Origin of the sequence: Chengkuizengella axinellae, from assembly GCF_030730905.1 — a bacterium.
Taxonomy (GTDB): domain Bacteria; phylum Bacillota; class Bacilli; order Paenibacillales; family KCTC-33759; genus Chengkuizengella; species Chengkuizengella axinellae.
This window is the reverse complement of record NZ_JAVAMP010000028.1, coordinates 1-18,048: the sequence shown is the minus strand read 5'-3', so window position 1 is coordinate 18,048 and position 18,048 is coordinate 1. Positions and strand designations below refer to the sequence as shown.

Below are 18,048 nucleotides of genomic sequence, written 5' to 3'. Positions count from 1 at the left end.
GATTTTTAAGTTATATTCCTCAAACTTTTAATGTCATATTTCATATAATCAACAAATTGAAAAGGTGAGAAGTAGAATTTAATGCTGAAATTGAAATACCTATTTAACAATGAGGATTTAGCGGAAATGTTGTTGGGAAATTGGAAGTATGATAAAGAATCTATTGAAATGTTCAAATACTATCGGATTTCCTCAAATGCAATTTATCCGTTTCAATCACAAGGAAAAACACAGCTATTAAGATTTGCACCGATAATTGAAAAAAACAAAGAAAATATTCTAGCAGAACTCGATTTTATTTCTTATTTACGCCATAAGCAATATGGTGTTTTAGAAGCAGTGAATTCTAAAATAGGAGAAGAACTTGTAAAAGTAAATACTCCTTGGGGAGAATACTATGCTTCTGTATTTAAGCGAGTAGCAGGAACACAGTTTAATCAGACAGACTTTAGTGACAATATAATATTCAGTCTTGGTAAAGCATTGGGAAAACTTCATCAGTTATCTAATGAATATGAACCTAAGGAATATAAACGATGGTCATATAGTGACGTATTATATTGGATTCAAGATAAACTAGATGATTTTCCCAATGAAAAATCTGCATGGTTAGAAAGTAAAATACTACAAGAATTTTTCAGCTCAGTACCGATTACAAAAAACAATTTTGGGTTAATCCATTATGATTTTGAATATGATAATGTATTTTATGATGAAATGACAATGTCCTGTAATGTGATAGACTTTGATGATGCCATGTACCACTGGTATGTCATGGATATTGAACAAACACTTGATAGTTTTAAAGACTATATTTCGTCTGAGATGTTTCAACAGAAAAAACAATGCTTTATGGACGGATATTTAACAGAATATAATATCTCTAATGATATGTTCCTTTTAATGCCTGCTTGTAGACGTTTTGCAAATTTATATAGTTATGTTCGTTGTTTAACATCATTAGAAGACAACTGGGGTAATGAACCTCAATGGATGAAAAACTTACGAGAAAACATTAATAAAGATATGAAAAAAATGTCTTCCGATTTTGGATCAGATATTGTCGATTTCTCTACTTCTCAGGAGTGAGACTAATCATATTCCATTTATTTTTACTACCAATCAATATAATGTTATAATTTAAAGATTGCTGCTGTGTTATGACTATACATAAATAAGGTGGAATATATGAGCACAAAAACAAAGATTTTTACTATTATTTTTACTATTCTTGTCATCGCTATATCCATATCTCTGGTTGTAGGATTTCAAAAATTAAAAGATCTGCACTTAGAAGAAATTGGACTAGTTATTACATCAATGGAAGGGAAAGTCATTGAGGTAGATGAAGTAAATCCAGTTTATTCACCGTATGAAGATGAAAGTGATAGATCTAATATTATTTACAAAATTACTTATGAGAAATCAGGTGAGCAGTTAATAGCTTGGTATAGAGCAATTAACCAAGTAAATAATATACATGATGAAACATTTCCATTTGGTGAGGAATGGATTTTTGAAGAAAATGAATAGAATATCTATGAAGGCACTAATATAATATTCAAAAGGTCAGATACTTACTCTGACCTTTTTTGTGATAAATGCTTCTAACTATAAAGGATGTAAAGTTATAGCAACATTCCCCTTCTTATGACCTGTTTCCACATATCTATGTGCCTCAGCAATTTGTTCCATTTCATAACGTTTATCAATAACAGATTTTATCTTTCCGGCTTCAATTAGCTCTTTGAGGAACAGTAGATCCTTCACTTTTTCACTCGAAGGTCTTAATCCAGTGAATGGAATTTTTGCTTTTTTACTTCCTATTTTTGAAGTCCATAACATTTGAAGTTGAATGGAAAGGGAAGGGGTAGTAGTGAGATAAATACCTCTTGTTTTCAGTGCTTTTTTACAGCGGGAAAACGAACTCTTGCCTACAGTATCAAAAATAATATCATAAGTGAGACCAGATTTAGTAAAATCCTCTTTTGTATAATCAATGACGTAGTCTGCTCCTAAAGATTTTACCAATTCTAAATTAAAAGTACTGCATTCCCTGGTACACTGGCGATACTACGATCTCGGATACTTTTATTAAAACTTCATTTTCCATAGGAGTAGGTTTTGCAACCTCTTTAATTTGAAGAACATCTGGTGAATCATATTTTCATATACCATTGCTCTCATTATTTTCCTCCTTGAATAAAAGATTATTGACTTAAAAAACTCTTTAATCCAGTTGTTCGATCAGAAAAACTATAAGCTAAGTAATGAATATAAAATTTAGTTGAGTTATGAGAAGAGGTGAGGGAGCTTGAAATAATGATTAGATTCAAAATTGTGAAGGATAGTTTGGTGAGTAGTGTGTGTTAGTTTGCCTTATTATGATTAGAAGGTGATAACTATATTTCCCTTTTTATGTCTCTTTTCTACTGCAATGTGGGCTTCAGCTATTTGTTCTAGAGGGTAGCGTCTATCAATGATTGATTTAATCTTTCCAGACTCAACAAGTTCTTTAAGGAAATTCAAATCTTTTTGCGACCATGCAAAGCTTGTAGCTGCGAACATTGCTTTTTTACTGCCAAATCTAGAAGTCCATAACATTTGTAGCATTATAGACAGGGTGGGGACAGTTAAAAGATAGATCCCTTTTTGTTTTAATGATTTCTTGCAATGTGAAAATGAACTCTTACCAACTGCATCAAAAATAATGTCATAGGTTTGATCAGTTTTAGTAAAATCCTCTTTTGTGTAATCAATGACTTTATCGGCTCCAAGAGATTTAACCAGTTCTTTATTCGATGTACTGCACACGCCAGTCACTTCTGCACCATAATATTTGGCAAGTTGAATTGCGAAAGTACCTACACCACCAGACGCACCATTAATGAGAATCTTTTGCTCTTTTTGAAGATTTGCTTTATCTCTAAGGAAAATTAATGCCGTCAATGCTCCATAAGGAACTGCCGCAGCTTCTCCAAACGTCATATTAACTGGTTTTATGGCAAGGACTCCTTCTTCAGGTAGACATTTATATTCAGCATGAGCGCCTAATCCAGTACCAGTCGATCCAAATACCTGATCTCCTTTTTTGAATCGTTTCACATCTTTGCCAACTGCTTCAATTTCCCCAGCAGGGTAAGCTCCAAGCATAGGGTTTTTGGGTTTTAACAAGCCATTAAAAAATCTTATTATAAAGGGAGTTCCCTTTCTTGTAACACAGTCAGTTGGTGTTATGATCGTCTCATGTATCCTTATCAGAACTTCATTGTTCTTGGGAATAGGTTTGGGGACTTCTTTTAGTTCGAGAACATCCGTTGAACCGTAATTATGATACACAATTGCTTTCATAAGTTTCCTCCTTTTAGTTAGATCATATTTTTTTAATTCAAGATCCATTGAAAGAAAATCTCAGAGGATCTTGAAGGCAATATTACAATATTTTTAAGTTTCGTCTTCTAAAGAAAATGAAAATACTTCTTCTAAAGACAAGTTGAATACATGAGCAATACGAAAAGCTAATTCAAGAGAAGGAGAGTACTTTCCTTTCTCTATAGCTACAATGGTTTGACGTGTTACACCTACTTTTTCAGCTAATTGTTTTTGAGTCATCTCATCGTGGTGAAAACGTAATGTACGAATGTTATTGCTTATAAGACCTTTTCGCATTTTAAAATCCTTTCCGATAAAGATAAATCTTAAAAATATCTGCTATGATTGATGCTGAAAATCCAAAAAAGAAAAGAATGGGGAACATCGTTAATGGAGGTACATCAAAGACCAACGTTGCCATTGAGATTCCAAACCCAGTGATAAAAACATAGTGAGCAATCGCCGTTGCTTTTAATTCAATGATTTTATCCCGTTCATCAATAAAAGACGGTTCTTTGTCTTTAGCTGAAATAATATTCAATACAACATTCCTGACAATACTATTTACAACGCCTACAATAATAAGGAATATAAATACGCCACCATAAAATTTGAATACATTTTCTGAATTCAAACTCCCATCTATATACTTTTGATACACATAAATACCACAGGCTGTAAAAATTAATATAGAGCTGAATAAAGAAACGAAAGAGCTTTTTTCTTGATAAGACATTTTTTCCTCCTTTTATCAGTGGAATGTAATTTGTAGTAAAGATTTATATACACATTGTAAGATAATTCATTCTTTATGTAAAGTATTTTTTACATTTAGATATAAAAATATACCTTAATCCAGAAAGTATTCAAAAACGATTGAATAAGTCTAGCGGAACTACAGAAGCTGAAATGAACAGGTATAGTCATAATAATTTGTGTTCATTGTGGCATATGGCTCGACAAAGAAGTCACGAATTATCTCCAAATGGTAAAGAAGCAGAACCTCAAATCAGTAAGGTAGTTACAGAGGCGGATAAATCTATCGAACCTTATTTACCACGATTTTACGAGAGTTTGGTGAATCAGATTGGTAAAGGGTATAGGTAAGTTTCATTTATAGTTGTTTTATACCTATTAAAATCAATGAGAATTTGATAACTTTTAATTATACAAAAAATGAATTTATTAGGAATGAACAACAGGAGATGGTGTAATGTTAGATGTATTTCAAATCGCAGATATATTAGTAGAAAAGGTAAAGAAAGAGTATAAAGAAGATATTGCAGTTATTGCTTATTATGGTTCTTATGCACTCGGGAAAGCGAATGAAAAATCAGATTTGGATTTCTTTTTCATTCCTAACAATCCAAAAGGTAATGAAGCTAGTATACAATTTATTATAGATGGGATTGGATTTGATTTCTGGCCGATAAGCTGGGAATATGCAGAAAAAATGGCTTCTTTTGAAGATAGAACGACAATCATTGCTGATTCAAAAATTTTGTATGTTCGTTCAGAAGAAGATGAAAATCGTTTTAATGAATTGAAAAAAAGTATTGATAACATGAAAACTGGTTCTGAAAATAGAAATAAACTATTAGATCAAGCCATTACTGAACTTCACAAAAGTTATTTGTTTTTATATAAAATGAATAAGGATGAAGTGAAAAATAGTTTGACTTTAATGAGAGTAGAAGCTTTTAACGTAGTAACTACCGTGTTAAAGAGTTTGGCTCTTCTGAATCAAACGTATTTTACAAGAGGCTGGGGACAAAATATGGATCAGATTTCTAACCTTTCAATTAAACCAGATTTATTAGAAAATTGGATAAACAATATTATCTCTCTTCAAAGCTGTGAACAGATAAAACTAACTAGTGAAGAACTTGTTGAGAGTGTACAAAATATAATTGAATCACAACAAAAGACTACTTCAGAGCATCAAGCGTTTTCAGATGTTTTCAATGGTTATTATGAAGAAGTAAAATCAAATTTTAATAAGATAATTACTGCGTGTGAAAAAGATGATCTCTACACAGCTTTTTTCATCTCGATTCAAACTCAGACTATCCTTAGTTATTTCTTAGGCCGTGCAGAACATGGAGTTTGGTATTCAGATCTAAGTTCTTATCAAATAGTTGACGATCTATATCATCAATTCCACTTCCCTGATCTTATTCAGAATTCTAACAATTTAAGATTGTTAAAAGAGCTTGTGATTGAGTTAGAAGATAAGTTTAGCAAACTATTAAAATCTAGTGGTGTGAAATTTAATGTATTTAATAATATAGAGGAATTTAGATCCTTTATTGAAAACTAACAAAAGTAGACGTTGGATAGGACAATGCAAATTATATTAACACCAAGAGAATATACGTATAATGCACTCAATCAATTGTCTACATTTTCGTTATTAACTGTCATTATCTAATCTATTTCACAGGAGGACAGAAGGAAGATAGTCATTATATGAAAATCATTGTTTTATAGTATTAATTATATTATTTTAATTAAAATGAATTTATTAAAATATCTGTTATTATCTTTAAAAAGGAGAGTTCTCTCAAAAGGTCGGCAGTTTGTTATATCAATGAACAAAAAGAAGTTGAATTTAACATAAATAAATTATTTTTTGGAACCTTATAGACACTAGCATAGTCAATTTAATACCCTACATCATATAGTATCAAGAATAAATCTGATTGGAGGGAAAATAATGAGTAAATTCGACAGAACCATTTGTGATTGCTGTGTGTGTTCAATGCAATGTATTTTACAGCAATTAGAAGGGGACTTTGTGCAAATTGCTACCACTAGTAGAGTGGGTGCTGCTGCTCCTCCTATTGAAGGTACACTTAATTCTGCTAATAATTTTATAGCAAAAACAAGTGCTGGAAGTGTTCCCATATGTAATATAACGGCAGTTGGGATACCTTTTCCAGAGTCAAATGATACTCCTTTTGATGTTAATGTAAAACCAATTCGAAATGACAAAACAGGGGAGTGCAGCTGTTGTGAAGATCCTGTTACAAATGAATTAAATCGTTTAGTTGGAAAAGGAGTAGATATTGAATATATTGGAGATGGAACCCCGTTTGTAGACTCTGTAATAATCGAAAAGGTGGGGGAGGGGATTGTAACTGTCATCGATCCTGGTGCTAATGTAGATGGGAGAATTCCAAAATTTGCTATTTCCACTTGCTATATTACTAAAATTGAAGAATTGCCACAATAGAGTGAGTAAGCAAATTCTATTTTGCCAACAATACGAAATATGACCCGAATACTTGATTTTTTTAAAATTATAGTACTCGGGTTTTCTAGTTCTAATAAAAACTCTATTTCACCTATGTTTAGACTCCCTTCTTTAGTTGTTATTCTCAAGTTTTGAGTCTAGCTTCTGTAACAATCGTTCGTTATCAATTACATGAGTGCTATTGGGGATATATTGTGCAGCGATTTCATTATGTTTTCTCGCTTCTGAAACATTCCTTAATACCATGTAACAAATACATAATCGTATATGTGGAAGCCATGTGTAACAAGGCATTTTGACATAAGCACTATCTACTGGAATATCAATGTTGAAAGCAATTTTATACCACCCAATAGCCTGATGAAACTGTTTTTTTAATTCATAAATATGACCTAGTCTGCAACAAACTTCTGCTTTGGGCGGGTCTAATGCAAAAGTATGTAAACAGCTTGAAATCGCTTTGTCTAGTTCATTACATTTGATATAACATTCAGCAAGCTTTAAGTAGGCATAGATCTTCCCATTCTTTATATCTAACTTTTCAAAAGTTAATGCATCATACAGTTTCATTGCTTTTTCATATTGTTTATGCTGAAAACATTCATAAGCATATTGAAATTTATCACTTAGCGAAAATTGATGACCTTGTTTTATTGCTTTTTCATAAATCTTTATATACTGATTAGAATATGGCTTGTTCTTCATATGTTTGATCTTAATATCAGTAATATATGCTTTTCCTGAAACATTTAGTGTCTCGTGAACGATCCCTATCCATTGAAAGTTACATTTTCTTTTTACTAAACGCTCTCTTCGAAGGGTTGTAATTAAATTACCCTCAGCATCAAACACAGTTTGATAGTCCATCATGACACAATCCATTTTATGATCACTGAGATAATTTTTTTTAAGCTCGTTAATGTGTATACTACTTTCTTTAGGTACGATATCATCCGCATCCAACCACATAATATAGTCTTTTGTTGCTTTAGAAAAAGAAAAATTTCTTGCTTTAGAAAAATCATCTATCCACTCAAAATCAAATATTTTGGTTGTATATTTGCTTGCAATTTCTTTAGTCCGATCCGTTGAGCCTGTATCCACAATAATGATCTCATCTGTGAAGCTAGTAACCGTTTCTAAACATCGTTCAAGAACTTCTTCTTCATTCTTAACGATCATGCAAAGACTTATAGTGGCACTTGACATTATATATTCACCCACCAATAATTCAAAATTATATTACACATGTATACTCTAAATAAATATAAAAAATTCAATTATCCTACAGTGAACCTAAGGAATACTAAAAATGTTATGAATGATTAATTAAATTATTATGACTTTTGTCACTTCCTTAAATGACATGTTCTATATTGTATACCTTCTAAATTATGAGTATAATGAAGAACTGAAAAATATCTAATTATCCATTTGAAGTGGAATAAGTGGAGGTGGAGGAGTAAAAGTGAATACCCTTATAGATCAAGCAGTGAAAAATAATATAGCGTGGTGTGAAATAGTTTGTGATTCTCATGGTGTTGCTCATACTTCAAAAGAACACTTATGGGGAGTGTTTTCTAAAGCTCCAAAGTATTACCCTGAATTAATTACTAAAAGTAAATATTCTTCCGTTGAAGATATAAATAATTATATAAATAAGGTGACAGTATCTAGTATAAAAGACAGCTTTGCCAACCTTAATTTGTCACCATTAGGGTTTGAAATATTATTTAATGCGAAATGGATTTTCCATGAAGGTGTCCATGATTCAAGATCATTACATGATAAATGGCGTGTAATCAATACTGAAAAGGACTTGAAAAAATGGACAATTTCAAGCGGGTTAGTGGATATAATCAAACCAGACATTTTAAATGAAAATAGTGTGAAGATATTTATGTATGAACAGAATAATGCTGTTTGTGGATTTATTGCTAATTTAAGCGCTAATGTTGTTGGAGTATCAAACGTCTTTACAACAGATCATGCTAACGAAGAATTATGGCTGGATATTCCTGATATAATATCAACTGAATTCCCGGGTTTTCCGATCGTTGGGTATGAACATAATGAAAATCTAATTGCAGCAAATTCTGCTGGATGGAGGTCAATAGGGTCACTCCGAGTTTGGATTAGATCAAATCATTGAGATCTAAAAATATAAGTTCTTGTCTTCTATTCGAAATAGCTTCTCAATATAATGACAAAAACTTATTATTTCTATAGTTACTTTTAAGACCTTCTAGTATTTGGTACAAAATTGAAAATTGGATCTCTTAGTTCATATTCATATGTCAGTCCATTTACAATGCCTACAACTTTATCACTATCGTACAGATCAAGCATAAATCCAGCCATCTCTTTAGAAGTATGGAATTTGGGTACAATGTTGTTATAATCAAATTCATCAATATCAAGTGAACGTTTAGCAAATTCTGTTTCAGTTGCAGCCGGAGCTAACACTTTCGCTTTCATCTTTGCTCCTTGACTGTTAAGTTCGTGTGCAAGTCCTTCTGTAAATGCACTTACAAAGAATTTAGTTGCACAGTAAGTGATCGCATCACCTACAATTGTATATCCGCCACCAGATGAAACGTTAATGATCTGTGTTCCTTCAATATTTGAATGATCTCTAACGTAAAGTGAGGAAAGCAAGGTTAATGCTTCAATGTTTAAATGTAACATCTCTTCAATTTTATCCAAATTTTGATCTCCAACAGAATCGAAGTTGCCAAATCCAGCATTATTTATCCAAGTTTCAATTTCGAATTCTTTTAGGCTTTCATAAAACGGGTATACATTATCTCTCACCGACAAGTCAACTTTTCGGATTACAACATCTAATTCTGAGTTTATTTTTAATATTTTCGCTTTTAATTCCTCTAGTTTTTCTTCTCTTCGAGCTGCAATAATTAAATTTTTCCCCCTAGCTGCAAACGCTAATGCTGATTCATATCCTATACCTGAACTTGCACCTGTAATAACAGCATATTTCATTTATAACTCCTCCTAGATTTTTTTGCTATTATTGTGATTATATTCGTTAGAGTTTACTCTAAGTCAAATCTTTTTTATAATATCAATAAGAAATGAAGTGTGGCTTTCATATTATGCAGAGGGATGGGGGAGTTTATGTACACAATAAGTGAGGTAGCGAAATTATTAGATGTCAGTACACATACATTAAGGTACTATGAAAAAGAAAATATCATTATTCCTGACCGGAATGAAAATAAGGAACGACTTTATAGTGATATGCATCTTAAATGGTTAAAATTTGTTATGAAATTAAAACAAACGCAAATGCCAATAGCAAAGATAAGAGAATATGCTAGATTATTTGAAGAAGGGGAACATACAACCCAAGCTAGATTAGAACTTCTAGAAAATCATTTGCTTTCCATTCAAAATCAGTTAGAAACGTTAGCATCTACTGAAAAGATGCTTGAAGAAAAGATTAATAAATATAGAGAATTTATTAATCAAAGTAAATCAGAAACAGTAAAATAAAGCGGTTATTATATAGACAAATCGGGGTAGGGCTTTTAAATGAATAATAAAATTTATACAATAATAGTGGGGATTTTAGTGGGAATCATAGTGAATGTTTATCAATTTGAAAACCCTGTAATGGTTATCATTATTTTATCAATTGCAGGTGTAATGATGATGTCAATCATTCCTAATTTTATCACTATTTATTTCACAAAAGATATGGGTAGAGTTTCTAAATATTTAGAAAAAAGCAAAAATCCAATTTACAATTTTTATTATGCTATTGCAAATGATAATGAAATAGAAGTAGAAAATGCACTCAAAAAAATAGATAAAAAATATAAAAACACTAAATGGTCATCTTTATTTAGAGTCTTGCATGCTCACTATAAAAGGGATTTTGCTTTCATACATAATCAATTAAATAATATAAAAATCAAATCATTTAAAGCATATTATGAAAGTTTGATAGAAATAGAAAATGGTAACTTCAAAAAGGCTCAGGACATGGCTATTAATCTTTCAAAACCATGGATGGTAAAAGTTGTGTTGAGTGAATTGAGCATCAAAAAAGGGGATATTGAGGAAGCCAAAATGCATCTTGATAAAGCCATAGAGATGACTAGAGGCATGCAAAGATATTCTCTAATAAGTCATAAAAATCGTATAGGGGAAACAATGAATGAAATTGCAAATGAAAAGATTCATTAATATTGTATTGGTGCTGTGGGTGCTCTTTTTCATTACAGATTTATCCTTGTCTAAAACGAATCATTCTCCAATTTTTGCAATTCCAAAAGTGTATTACGAAGATGGAGGTTCAACGGAATATTACGGACTTGGATATAAAGTAATAAAGTATGTGAATTTTACTGCTGAGAGAGGACCAGAGGTAATTAAGATAGATATGGGTCTCTGGTCTATGAAATTCTCAGATCCCTTAAAGAAAAAGTGATAACTATTCCAAAGTTTAAAACATTCATGTATTGTAGTTTATCTTTATTCGTTATACTTCTATTAATAGTTTCATGTAATAAGGATGATGATCCAAATGTCATGATTGATGTACAAATCTTAGAACTGGATGAAGAAGAATTTGAAAATGTCGGAACATATGGACTAGAAAATCCAACAAAAGATGATTTTCGTAAATTTATTTTTGATCTAGAAATGAAACACTCAGAATTAACTACAAGAAAAATAGAATTCTCATCGTTTGGATCAGATTTGTGGAAAAGATCCATTAATGAAATTGATAATGAAGATCGGTACTGGTTTGGTAAAGGACATTCACAAGACAATGATAGTGAAAGTTATGCAAATTATTACAGAGAGTTTGTGTTCTATGTAAAAGGATTAAGTGAAGAAGAAATCATAAATGCGTACAATTCAATTTATTTTACAATTATATGGGAAACAAATGACGGGTTATATGAAGAAACTATATACAGTGTAGGAGATTTAATTGAATTTATGGATGAACAATAAAAAAAGCATATTAACGAAACAAATAAAAGAAAGAAATACTCTATTCCATCGTACTGATCAGCAATCGCAATTTTAAAAAAATTAATCAATAACTGAAATAATCATTGTAAACAACAAAGCTTCTCCTTTTTACGGAAGAAGCTTTGTTATTATGAATTTGAATTCGTTTTTGAAATCAGCGATAGGAATCATGTGTTGGTACAAACAAGTCATCTTTTGCACTTCTAACAATGGAAAAATGATCAACATTATAATGACCATGAAGAATCTCATTATGATGATTAATGATTTGCTCTGCTGACAAAACGGAAGTATTCGTAGTCGAGTGACCATCGCTAACTAATGTAACGTCCAAGTTATTAACAGTTGCAGCTCTTACAGCAGTATCAATACAGTACTCCGTTTTACATCCCATAATAACTATATGCTCGATTTCTTTACTTTCTAAATAACTTTTTAGTTCAGTTCTATGAAAAGCATTCGTTGCTTTTTTATCAAAAATTGTTGCGTGGGTTGGAATATGAATGTTTTGATGAATTTGAAAACCTTCACCTTTACCTTCACAGACATCAGTATCACGTATAAACAAAATTTGAATATTATCTTTTACTGCTTTCTCTATAACTAGATTTATATTTTTTATTAGATTTTCTTTGTTAAAAACAGATGACTCTTCTAAATTTCCTTCAATTAATTCTTGTTGTGCATCAATGATTATTAAAGCTTGCTTTTTGATGGGCGACACTCCTTTTTTTGTATAACTTTAGTTCACTTGCACCTCTATTTTATTATTCATCATTTTCATCGCCTCCTTTTTTTAAAGGTACCATATCCTTCTAATCTATACTAGTAAATATATTTCAAATAAATGGACTGTAGTCCAAGCAAAAAAAACGTTTTTTTCATAGTATAAGTGGGAGAATTATGTTTGAGGTGGGACTAAAAAATTAAAAAAGGTGAAAAACATGTTTGAAAAATCAATTTGCGATTGTTGCGTCTGTCCGATGCAGTTTGTTTTAGAACAGTATAAAGGAGAAGAAGTTTTTATACGCACAGACTTGGGAAGCTCCTTAATTCAAATTACGGAAGTCAATAACTTTATTGTGTCTGGGATAGACACATTTTCTTTAGGTTCAAATAACCCAATTCAAATTTCAATTTGTAATATAGTTTTTGTTTCTCCAAGTTCAGCCACAAAGATTCCAAATGTAAAACCGATTCAAAAAAATACGAAAGGCGAATGCTTTTGTTGTGAGGATCCCATCACTAATGTTGCGAATGCATTAGAAGGAAAAGAAGTTATTATCTTTGGTGTTCCCGATGATTCTTCACTTATTATTGAGAAGGTAGGAGAAGGGATAGTAGCTGGAACATTTGTATCCTCACCACCAGATTTATTTGGTCCAACGATTATTTTTTCCAGTTGTAAAATAGGTGGAATAGAAGAAATGACAACTAGTACTTTATTTCCTACAAATTATATGTCTGCAAGCTTGAAAAAAACAATTTGTGATTGTTGTGTCTGCCCGATGCAGTTAGTTTTAGAACAGTATAAAAGAGAAGAAATTAGGATAAACCTTGTATTTGGAGGAGAAACTACTATTCAAATTACGGAAGTTAAGAATTTTATTGTAACTGGGAACAAACCATATTTCTATTTGCAATATATCCAATGTAATTGTACGTTCAACCACAAGGTTACCAGATGTCAAACCTATACAAAAAAATACGAAAGGAAAATGTGTATGTTGTGAGGATCCTATCACCAATGTCGCAAATAAATTAAAAGACAGAGAAGTATCTATAGGCCTAACATCAGTTATTATTAAAAAGGTAGGAGAAGGAATTGTAGTTGGGCATGAAGAAAGTGGGGTAGCTGTATTTTACAGCTGTCATATAGATGATATAGAAGAAATGGAAAATGCTACTTTATCAATGAAAAAATTAAATCACAGAAAAAGATCGTAAGTGTAAATAATCTTTGTCAAAATTCTAACTCTACCCATTTCTATCAGGTTATAAAAAAATAAAGATTGTAATTATATTTTAGCTTGATTGGAATGGGGTAGAAGCAGCAAATCTATGCTTGTGTACTACCCCTAAATATTACATCTCATTTATCATTCTATTTGTTATTTTATCCATACGCTCTTGATTAACCCCCAAATCAGAATAACCAGTTCTAGAGGCGGATCGAAAATGAATGAACTTCTCTTGTTCATCAAAGTAGAATTCAACATCGTCTACGAATCGGAAAACGCGCGATGTAAAAGTTACATGTAGGTAATTAGAATCTTGATTAATGATTTTTGTTCCAGGCATTTCATTTATCACTTTCACTAATATTTCAAACGCTTCAGTTGAATTAGTGTAGGGGATAGGTTCCATTATTTTTGAACCGTCCATTGTCTTAGTTGATACACAATTAGGAGAATCTGGACATTCCGCTAATTTTCCGTCTATTACACCACTAGCTGTTGAATCAGAATATTGATTGTACACGATAAATGCTGTGTAAAGTAATACAATAATAATGAAAGTTATTAAAATAATCTTCTTTTTCATCTCTATTTGTTCCTTTCTGTTGTAACCTGACTAGAAATATATCATAAAAGATTGTAATTTCCAATCTTCCATTAAGAATTCAGGAAAATATATTGACAATATTTTTTAAATCATGTATTGTCTTTAACAATATAAAAATGCAATGACCATGGACACGAGACTAAAAGAAAATACAATGTACAGAGAGGAACCATTTGCTGAAAGGTTCTCATTGTAGTTTGGTCTTCCTACCATGCAGCTTCAGTGGTAATGATCTTTCAACTTTCTTACCATTGACGGGATTTTCCGTTAACAAATCAAAGGGCTATTTTTGTATATTTTAATGTTAATAGTCAAATTAGGGTGGTACCACGGTAACACATTCGTCCCTTGCGAATGTGTTTTTTTGCATTTCATTCAACTAGGAGGTTAAATTTATGCGTCAAAGTTCAATGTTCATACCAACACTTAGAGAAGTTCCATCCGAAGCTGAGGCAAAAAATCATCAATTATTATTAAGATCAGGTTTTATTCGACAAACAGCAGCTGGGATATATACTTATTTACCATTAGGATGGCGTGTGCTACGAAAAATAGAAAATATTATTCGAGAAGAAATGGAAATAACCGGAGCTAATGAACTACACATGCCAGCTATGCAACCAATTGAGTTATTAAAATCATCAGGTCGAGATGCTCTATATGGTGATGAGTTAATGAAATTAAATGATCGACATGAGCGAGAGTTTGCGTTAGGGCCTACACATGAAGAAGTCATTACATCTTTAATCAAAAGTGAAGTAAATTCTTATCGACAGCTGCCATTAAATTTGTATCAAATCCAAACCAAATTTCGGGATGAACGAAGACCACGTTTCGGATTATTAAGAGGAAGAGAATTTATAATGAAAGATGCTTATTCCTTTAATACGGATTGGGAAGGTCTAGATCAAACATATTGGGCGATGTTTGATGCTTATCACCGAATTTTCAAACGTCTTGATCTAAATTATCGCTCTGTTGAAGCTGAATCCGGTGCGATTGGAGATGAAGGTGGAACTCATGAGTTTATGGCTTTGGCTGATATAGGTGAGGATACGATCGTAACATGTACATCATGTGATTACTCAGCAAATGATGAAAAAGCAGAATACAAGATCATAGATGAAATTCCAACAAGTGATCACGATTCATTCGTAAATACTGTGGAAAAGCTCTATACCCCTAACTTAAAATCTATAGAAAATTTAACTCAAGATTTGAATATAAATTCAGAAGATTTGATTAAGACTTTAATATATTTTGCAGATGGAAAGCTAATTGCTGTGCTGGTTCGAGGTGATCGAGAAGTTAATGAACATAAAATGATTCATTTTCTTGATGTTGAACAAATTGAACTAGCAGATACTAAAACTGTTGAGAAAGCAACAGGTGTAATCCCAGGGTTTGTTGGACCAGTTAAATTGGATGTTCCGATTTATGTTGATTATGAAGTCGAAAGAATGACTAGTGGTATTTGTGGAGCTAATGAGCTAAATTACCATTTGAAAAATGTCATCCCTGGAAGAGATTTTTCTATAGAAAATACAGGTGATTTCAGAATGGTTTCACAAAATGATCAATGCCCAAATTGCGGTGAGAATTTTAAATTTAATAAGGGAATTGAAATAGGACATGTATTTAAACTAGGGACAAGATACAGCAAAAAATTGGATGCTACTTTTTTAGATTCAAAAGGTAAAGAACAAGAAATCATCATGGGATGTTATGGAATTGGTGTATCTAGGCTTTTATCAGCTATAATAGAACAAAATAATGACCATCAAGGAATCATTTGGCCTAAATCTACAGCCCCATTTCGTGTTCATATAATTGTAATTAATAAAAAAGATATAACTCAGATGAATACAGCAAATGACTTATATCAAAAGCTATCTGATATTGGAATTGAGGTACTATTAGATGATCGGGATGAAAGACCAGGTGTAAAATTCAAAGATGCAGATTTAATAGGTATCCCTTATAGAATTACAATCGGTAAAAAAATAAAAGAAAATATTGTAGAAATGAAGGTTCGTCAAAGTGGAGAACAACATTTAATTGAAGTTGATGAAAGCTTGAATAATATCATTGAATTTATAAAGAATTAACTACCAATTGTGCCTTTTCAAAATTAAGGAAGTGGAAAAATGACACATACCAATCTAAGACAAATTATTTATGAACTAGAATGTAGTCATCTAAAACCGAATGTACGAACCTCTGAAAAAGAATTATCAAAAATCATAGCAGATGATTATTTTGAAATTGGAAGTTCAGGCAATATATTTTACAGAAAAGATTATGCGAGTGACAAACTGTCACCAGATCAGTTTATTTTATCTGATTTTGAAATGGAAATATTATCGGAGGATTGTGTATTAACTACTTTTCAAATTTATAATGAGACTAAATTAATGAAAACTTTGCGTAGCTCGATATGGAGAAAGAGAAGTGGGGAATGGAAATTATTTTTCCATCAAGGAACAAAGGCTAGTGATTAAGAAATATAAAGCGAAACATCTTGGAAGATATACCGTATGAATAACATTAATACTTTCTCAAAAACATGGAATTAATTTATCTTGATTTAATTCAATTTGAAAAAGGTGATTGATTTGAAAAAAGAGATTGTTTATAGTGTTCATTTGTTAACTTGAATGAAATTCTAGGGTTAAATCTTACAAAATATAGGCTAGTCATGATGTGTATATAATTTCGATATTGGAGATACATTTCAATTAGTAGTAAAATTTATAAATGAAAAACTAATTTCCATTAATTCAGTGGATTAAATAATACTTGACCTTTTCTATATCATCTTATAAACTAGCAAATAGTAAACTTAAGAAAGGCGGGATAAAAATGAAACTGTATTTCTTGATTCATCAATCATTTCATTTTTCATTTTCTTTTCCGTCTATTATAAAGAACTAAAGGTTATATTACCTTTAGTTCTTTTTTTTTGAAAAGGAGCGATGATCATGTACAGACGTGTTTTAATTAAGTTAAGTGGGGGTGCTCTTGCGGATCAAAGTGGAAATGGCTTTGATTCCGAACAATTAGAGCATATAGCAAATGAAATACTATCTATCGTAAATGATGATGTAGAAGTTTCTATAGTAGTAGGTGGAGGAAATATATTTCGAGGAAATCTAGCCTCAGATTGGGGGATAGATAGAGTAGAGGCAGACAATATAGGTACATTAGGCACTATTATTAATAGTTTGATGTTAAGAGGCGTATTAAAAAGCAAAACAAAGAAAGATGTTCGTGTTATGACTTCCATTCCTGTTGCAGCATTAGCAGAACCATATATTCGTTTACGTGCCATTCACCATCTGGAAAAGGGTTATATAGTCATCTTTGGTGGAGGAAATGGACAGCCATTCGTAACAACAGATTATCCTAGTGTTCAAAGGGCGATAGAAACAAATTGTGATGCAATATTGGTTGCAAAGCAAGGAGTGGATGGTGTTTTTACATGCGATCCGAAACTTAACAAAGATGCAAAAATGTACAGAAATTTAAATTACAATGATGTAGTTACTAATAATATAAAAGTAATGGATCAGTCTGCTCTATTATTAGCTAGAGATCACAAACTACCTGTTCATATATTTAATTTTGATGACACTAATGCGATGAAAAAGATATGTGAGGGGCAACATATTGGAACTTCAATAGATATGAAAGAATCAAAATTATGTAATGAAGTGACAACAAATAAATAATATTAAATATGAATAAAGTAAGTTCTTATCTATTTAATAGATAAGAACTTACTTTATAATATACTAAAATACACGAATTAAAATATAGTTAAATTGTAATACAACACATTAATGTTC

22 protein-coding genes are annotated in these 18,048 nt (G+C 31.4%); 14 read left to right on the top strand and 8 right to left on the bottom strand.

The genetic code is table 11. The features are described from left to right. Positions 1 to 81 precede the first annotated feature (81 nt). Together Q5Y73_RS24230 and Q5Y73_RS24225 are read left to right on the top strand one after the other, a co-directional pair. Complete coding sequence (locus Q5Y73_RS24230; protein WP_305994496.1) at positions 82 to 1,089, top strand: phosphotransferase enzyme family protein; 1,008 nt, start codon at positions 82 to 84, stop codon at positions 1,087 to 1,089. A gap of 99 nt (positions 1,090 to 1,188) precedes the next feature. Further along, the gene (locus Q5Y73_RS24225; protein ID WP_305994495.1) at positions 1,189 to 1,533 is read left to right on the top strand and encodes a hypothetical protein; all 345 of its coding nucleotides are present in this window, start codon (positions 1,189 to 1,191) and stop codon (positions 1,531 to 1,533) included. A gap of 78 nt (positions 1,534 to 1,611) precedes the next feature. Here the strand turns inward: Q5Y73_RS24225 and Q5Y73_RS24220 are convergent, their stop codons facing one another. From Q5Y73_RS24220 to Q5Y73_RS24205, 4 genes are all read right to left on the bottom strand, one after another. Next, a complete protein-coding gene (locus Q5Y73_RS24220) occupies positions 1,612 to 2,031 on the bottom strand; it encodes a zinc-binding dehydrogenase (RefSeq protein ID WP_371320275.1) in 420 nt (139 codons plus the stop codon). Positions 2,032 to 2,388: 357 nt separating this feature from the next. Further along, positions 2,389 to 3,351, bottom strand: coding sequence for an NAD(P)-dependent alcohol dehydrogenase (locus Q5Y73_RS24215; protein ID WP_305994494.1), 963 nt, complete (start codon positions 3,349 to 3,351; stop codon positions 2,389 to 2,391). Between the two features lie 93 nt (positions 3,352 to 3,444). Continuing rightward, positions 3,445 to 3,669, bottom strand: coding sequence for a helix-turn-helix transcriptional regulator (locus Q5Y73_RS24210; RefSeq protein WP_305994493.1), 225 nt, complete (start codon positions 3,667 to 3,669; stop codon positions 3,445 to 3,447). A 1-nt stretch (position 3,670) separates the two neighbouring features. Further along, positions 3,671 to 4,108, bottom strand: coding sequence for a hypothetical protein (locus Q5Y73_RS24205; RefSeq protein WP_305994492.1), 438 nt, complete (start codon positions 4,106 to 4,108; stop codon positions 3,671 to 3,673). Between the two features lie 140 nt (positions 4,109 to 4,248). Between Q5Y73_RS24205 and Q5Y73_RS24200 the strand changes: the two genes are divergently transcribed. From Q5Y73_RS24200 to Q5Y73_RS24190, 3 genes are all read left to right on the top strand, one after another. Further along, positions 4,249 to 4,479, top strand: coding sequence for a hypothetical protein (locus Q5Y73_RS24200; RefSeq protein WP_305994491.1), 231 nt, complete (start codon positions 4,249 to 4,251; stop codon positions 4,477 to 4,479). A 106-nt stretch (positions 4,480 to 4,585) separates the two neighbouring features. Next, the gene (locus Q5Y73_RS24195; protein WP_305994490.1) at positions 4,586 to 5,692 is read left to right on the top strand and encodes a kanamycin nucleotidyltransferase C-terminal domain-containing protein; all 1,107 of its coding nucleotides are present in this window, start codon (positions 4,586 to 4,588) and stop codon (positions 5,690 to 5,692) included. A 396-nt stretch (positions 5,693 to 6,088) separates the two neighbouring features. Beyond that, entirely contained in the window at positions 6,089 to 6,607 is a 519-nt protein-coding gene (locus tag Q5Y73_RS24190) for a hypothetical protein (protein ID WP_305994489.1), read from the top strand. Positions 6,608 to 6,739: 132 nt separating this feature from the next. Here the strand turns inward: Q5Y73_RS24190 and Q5Y73_RS24185 are convergent, their stop codons facing one another. Next, complete coding sequence (locus tag Q5Y73_RS24185) at positions 6,740 to 7,837, bottom strand: tetratricopeptide repeat-containing glycosyltransferase family 2 protein (RefSeq protein WP_305994488.1); 1,098 nt, start codon at positions 7,835 to 7,837, stop codon at positions 6,740 to 6,742. Between the two features lie 259 nt (positions 7,838 to 8,096). On the opposite strand from Q5Y73_RS24185, the gene Q5Y73_RS24180 reads away from it, so the two are divergent. Then, positions 8,097 to 8,780, top strand: coding sequence for a hypothetical protein (locus Q5Y73_RS24180; protein ID WP_305994487.1), 684 nt, complete (start codon positions 8,097 to 8,099; stop codon positions 8,778 to 8,780). A gap of 83 nt (positions 8,781 to 8,863) precedes the next feature. On the opposite strand, the gene Q5Y73_RS24175 is transcribed toward Q5Y73_RS24180, so the two are convergent. Further along, positions 8,864 to 9,628 (bottom strand): SDR family NAD(P)-dependent oxidoreductase, encoded by a 765-nt coding sequence (locus Q5Y73_RS24175; RefSeq protein ID WP_305994486.1) that lies wholly within the window; start codon positions 9,626 to 9,628, stop codon positions 8,864 to 8,866. Positions 9,629 to 9,763: 135 nt separating this feature from the next. Here Q5Y73_RS24175 and Q5Y73_RS24170 point away from each other — a divergent pair, with 135 nt between their 5' ends. The 4 genes from Q5Y73_RS24170 to Q5Y73_RS24155 all read left to right on the top strand — a co-directional run bounded on the left by Q5Y73_RS24170 (position 9,764) and on the right by Q5Y73_RS24155 (position 11,614). Beyond that, positions 9,764 to 10,141 (top strand): MerR family transcriptional regulator, encoded by a 378-nt coding sequence (locus Q5Y73_RS24170; protein ID WP_305994485.1) that lies wholly within the window; start codon positions 9,764 to 9,766, stop codon positions 10,139 to 10,141. Between the two features lie 39 nt (positions 10,142 to 10,180). Next, the gene (locus Q5Y73_RS24165; protein ID WP_305994484.1) at positions 10,181 to 10,837 is read left to right on the top strand and encodes a hypothetical protein; all 657 of its coding nucleotides are present in this window, start codon (positions 10,181 to 10,183) and stop codon (positions 10,835 to 10,837) included. Then, positions 10,809 to 11,081 (top strand): hypothetical protein, encoded by a 273-nt coding sequence (locus Q5Y73_RS24160; protein WP_305994483.1) that lies wholly within the window; start codon positions 10,809 to 10,811, stop codon positions 11,079 to 11,081. Before Q5Y73_RS24165 ends, Q5Y73_RS24160 begins: the two co-directional genes overlap by 29 nt. Positions 11,082 to 11,182: 101 nt before the next feature. Then, positions 11,183 to 11,614 (top strand): fructose-bisphosphate aldolase, encoded by a 432-nt coding sequence (locus Q5Y73_RS24155; RefSeq protein WP_305994482.1) that lies wholly within the window; start codon positions 11,183 to 11,185, stop codon positions 11,612 to 11,614. Between the two features lie 175 nt (positions 11,615 to 11,789). Here Q5Y73_RS24155 and Q5Y73_RS24150 read toward each other — a convergent pair whose 3' ends face one another. Continuing rightward, a complete protein-coding gene (locus Q5Y73_RS24150) occupies positions 11,790 to 12,359 on the bottom strand; it encodes an isochorismatase family protein (protein WP_305994481.1) in 570 nt (189 codons plus the stop codon). Between the two features lie 220 nt (positions 12,360 to 12,579). On the opposite strand from Q5Y73_RS24150, the gene Q5Y73_RS24145 reads away from it, so the two are divergent. Next, positions 12,580 to 13,368 (top strand): hypothetical protein, encoded by a 789-nt coding sequence (locus tag Q5Y73_RS24145; protein ID WP_305994480.1) that lies wholly within the window; start codon positions 12,580 to 12,582, stop codon positions 13,366 to 13,368. A 352-nt stretch (positions 13,369 to 13,720) separates the two neighbouring features. Here the strand turns inward: Q5Y73_RS24145 and Q5Y73_RS24140 are convergent, their stop codons facing one another. Then, the gene (locus tag Q5Y73_RS24140) at positions 13,721 to 14,179 is read right to left on the bottom strand and encodes a DUF1499 domain-containing protein (protein ID WP_305994479.1); all 459 of its coding nucleotides are present in this window, start codon (positions 14,177 to 14,179) and stop codon (positions 13,721 to 13,723) included. 416 nt (positions 14,180 to 14,595) lie between these two features. Between Q5Y73_RS24140 and Q5Y73_RS24135 the strand changes: the two genes are divergently transcribed. The 3 genes from Q5Y73_RS24135 (at position 14,596) to pyrH (ending at position 17,931) form a co-directional block, all read left to right on the top strand. Continuing rightward, positions 14,596 to 16,308 carry a proline--tRNA ligase gene (locus Q5Y73_RS24135; protein ID WP_305994478.1) on the top strand — a complete coding sequence of 571 codons (1,713 nt, stop codon included), beginning with the start codon at positions 14,596 to 14,598 and terminating at the stop codon, positions 16,306 to 16,308. Between the two features lie 39 nt (positions 16,309 to 16,347). After that, entirely contained in the window at positions 16,348 to 16,701 is a 354-nt protein-coding gene (locus Q5Y73_RS24130) for a nuclear transport factor 2 family protein (protein WP_305994477.1), read from the top strand. Between the two features lie 474 nt (positions 16,702 to 17,175). Then, entirely contained in the window at positions 17,176 to 17,931 is a 756-nt protein-coding gene (pyrH, locus tag Q5Y73_RS24125) for a UMP kinase (RefSeq protein ID WP_305994476.1), read from the top strand. Positions 17,932 to 18,048 lie beyond the last annotated feature (117 nt).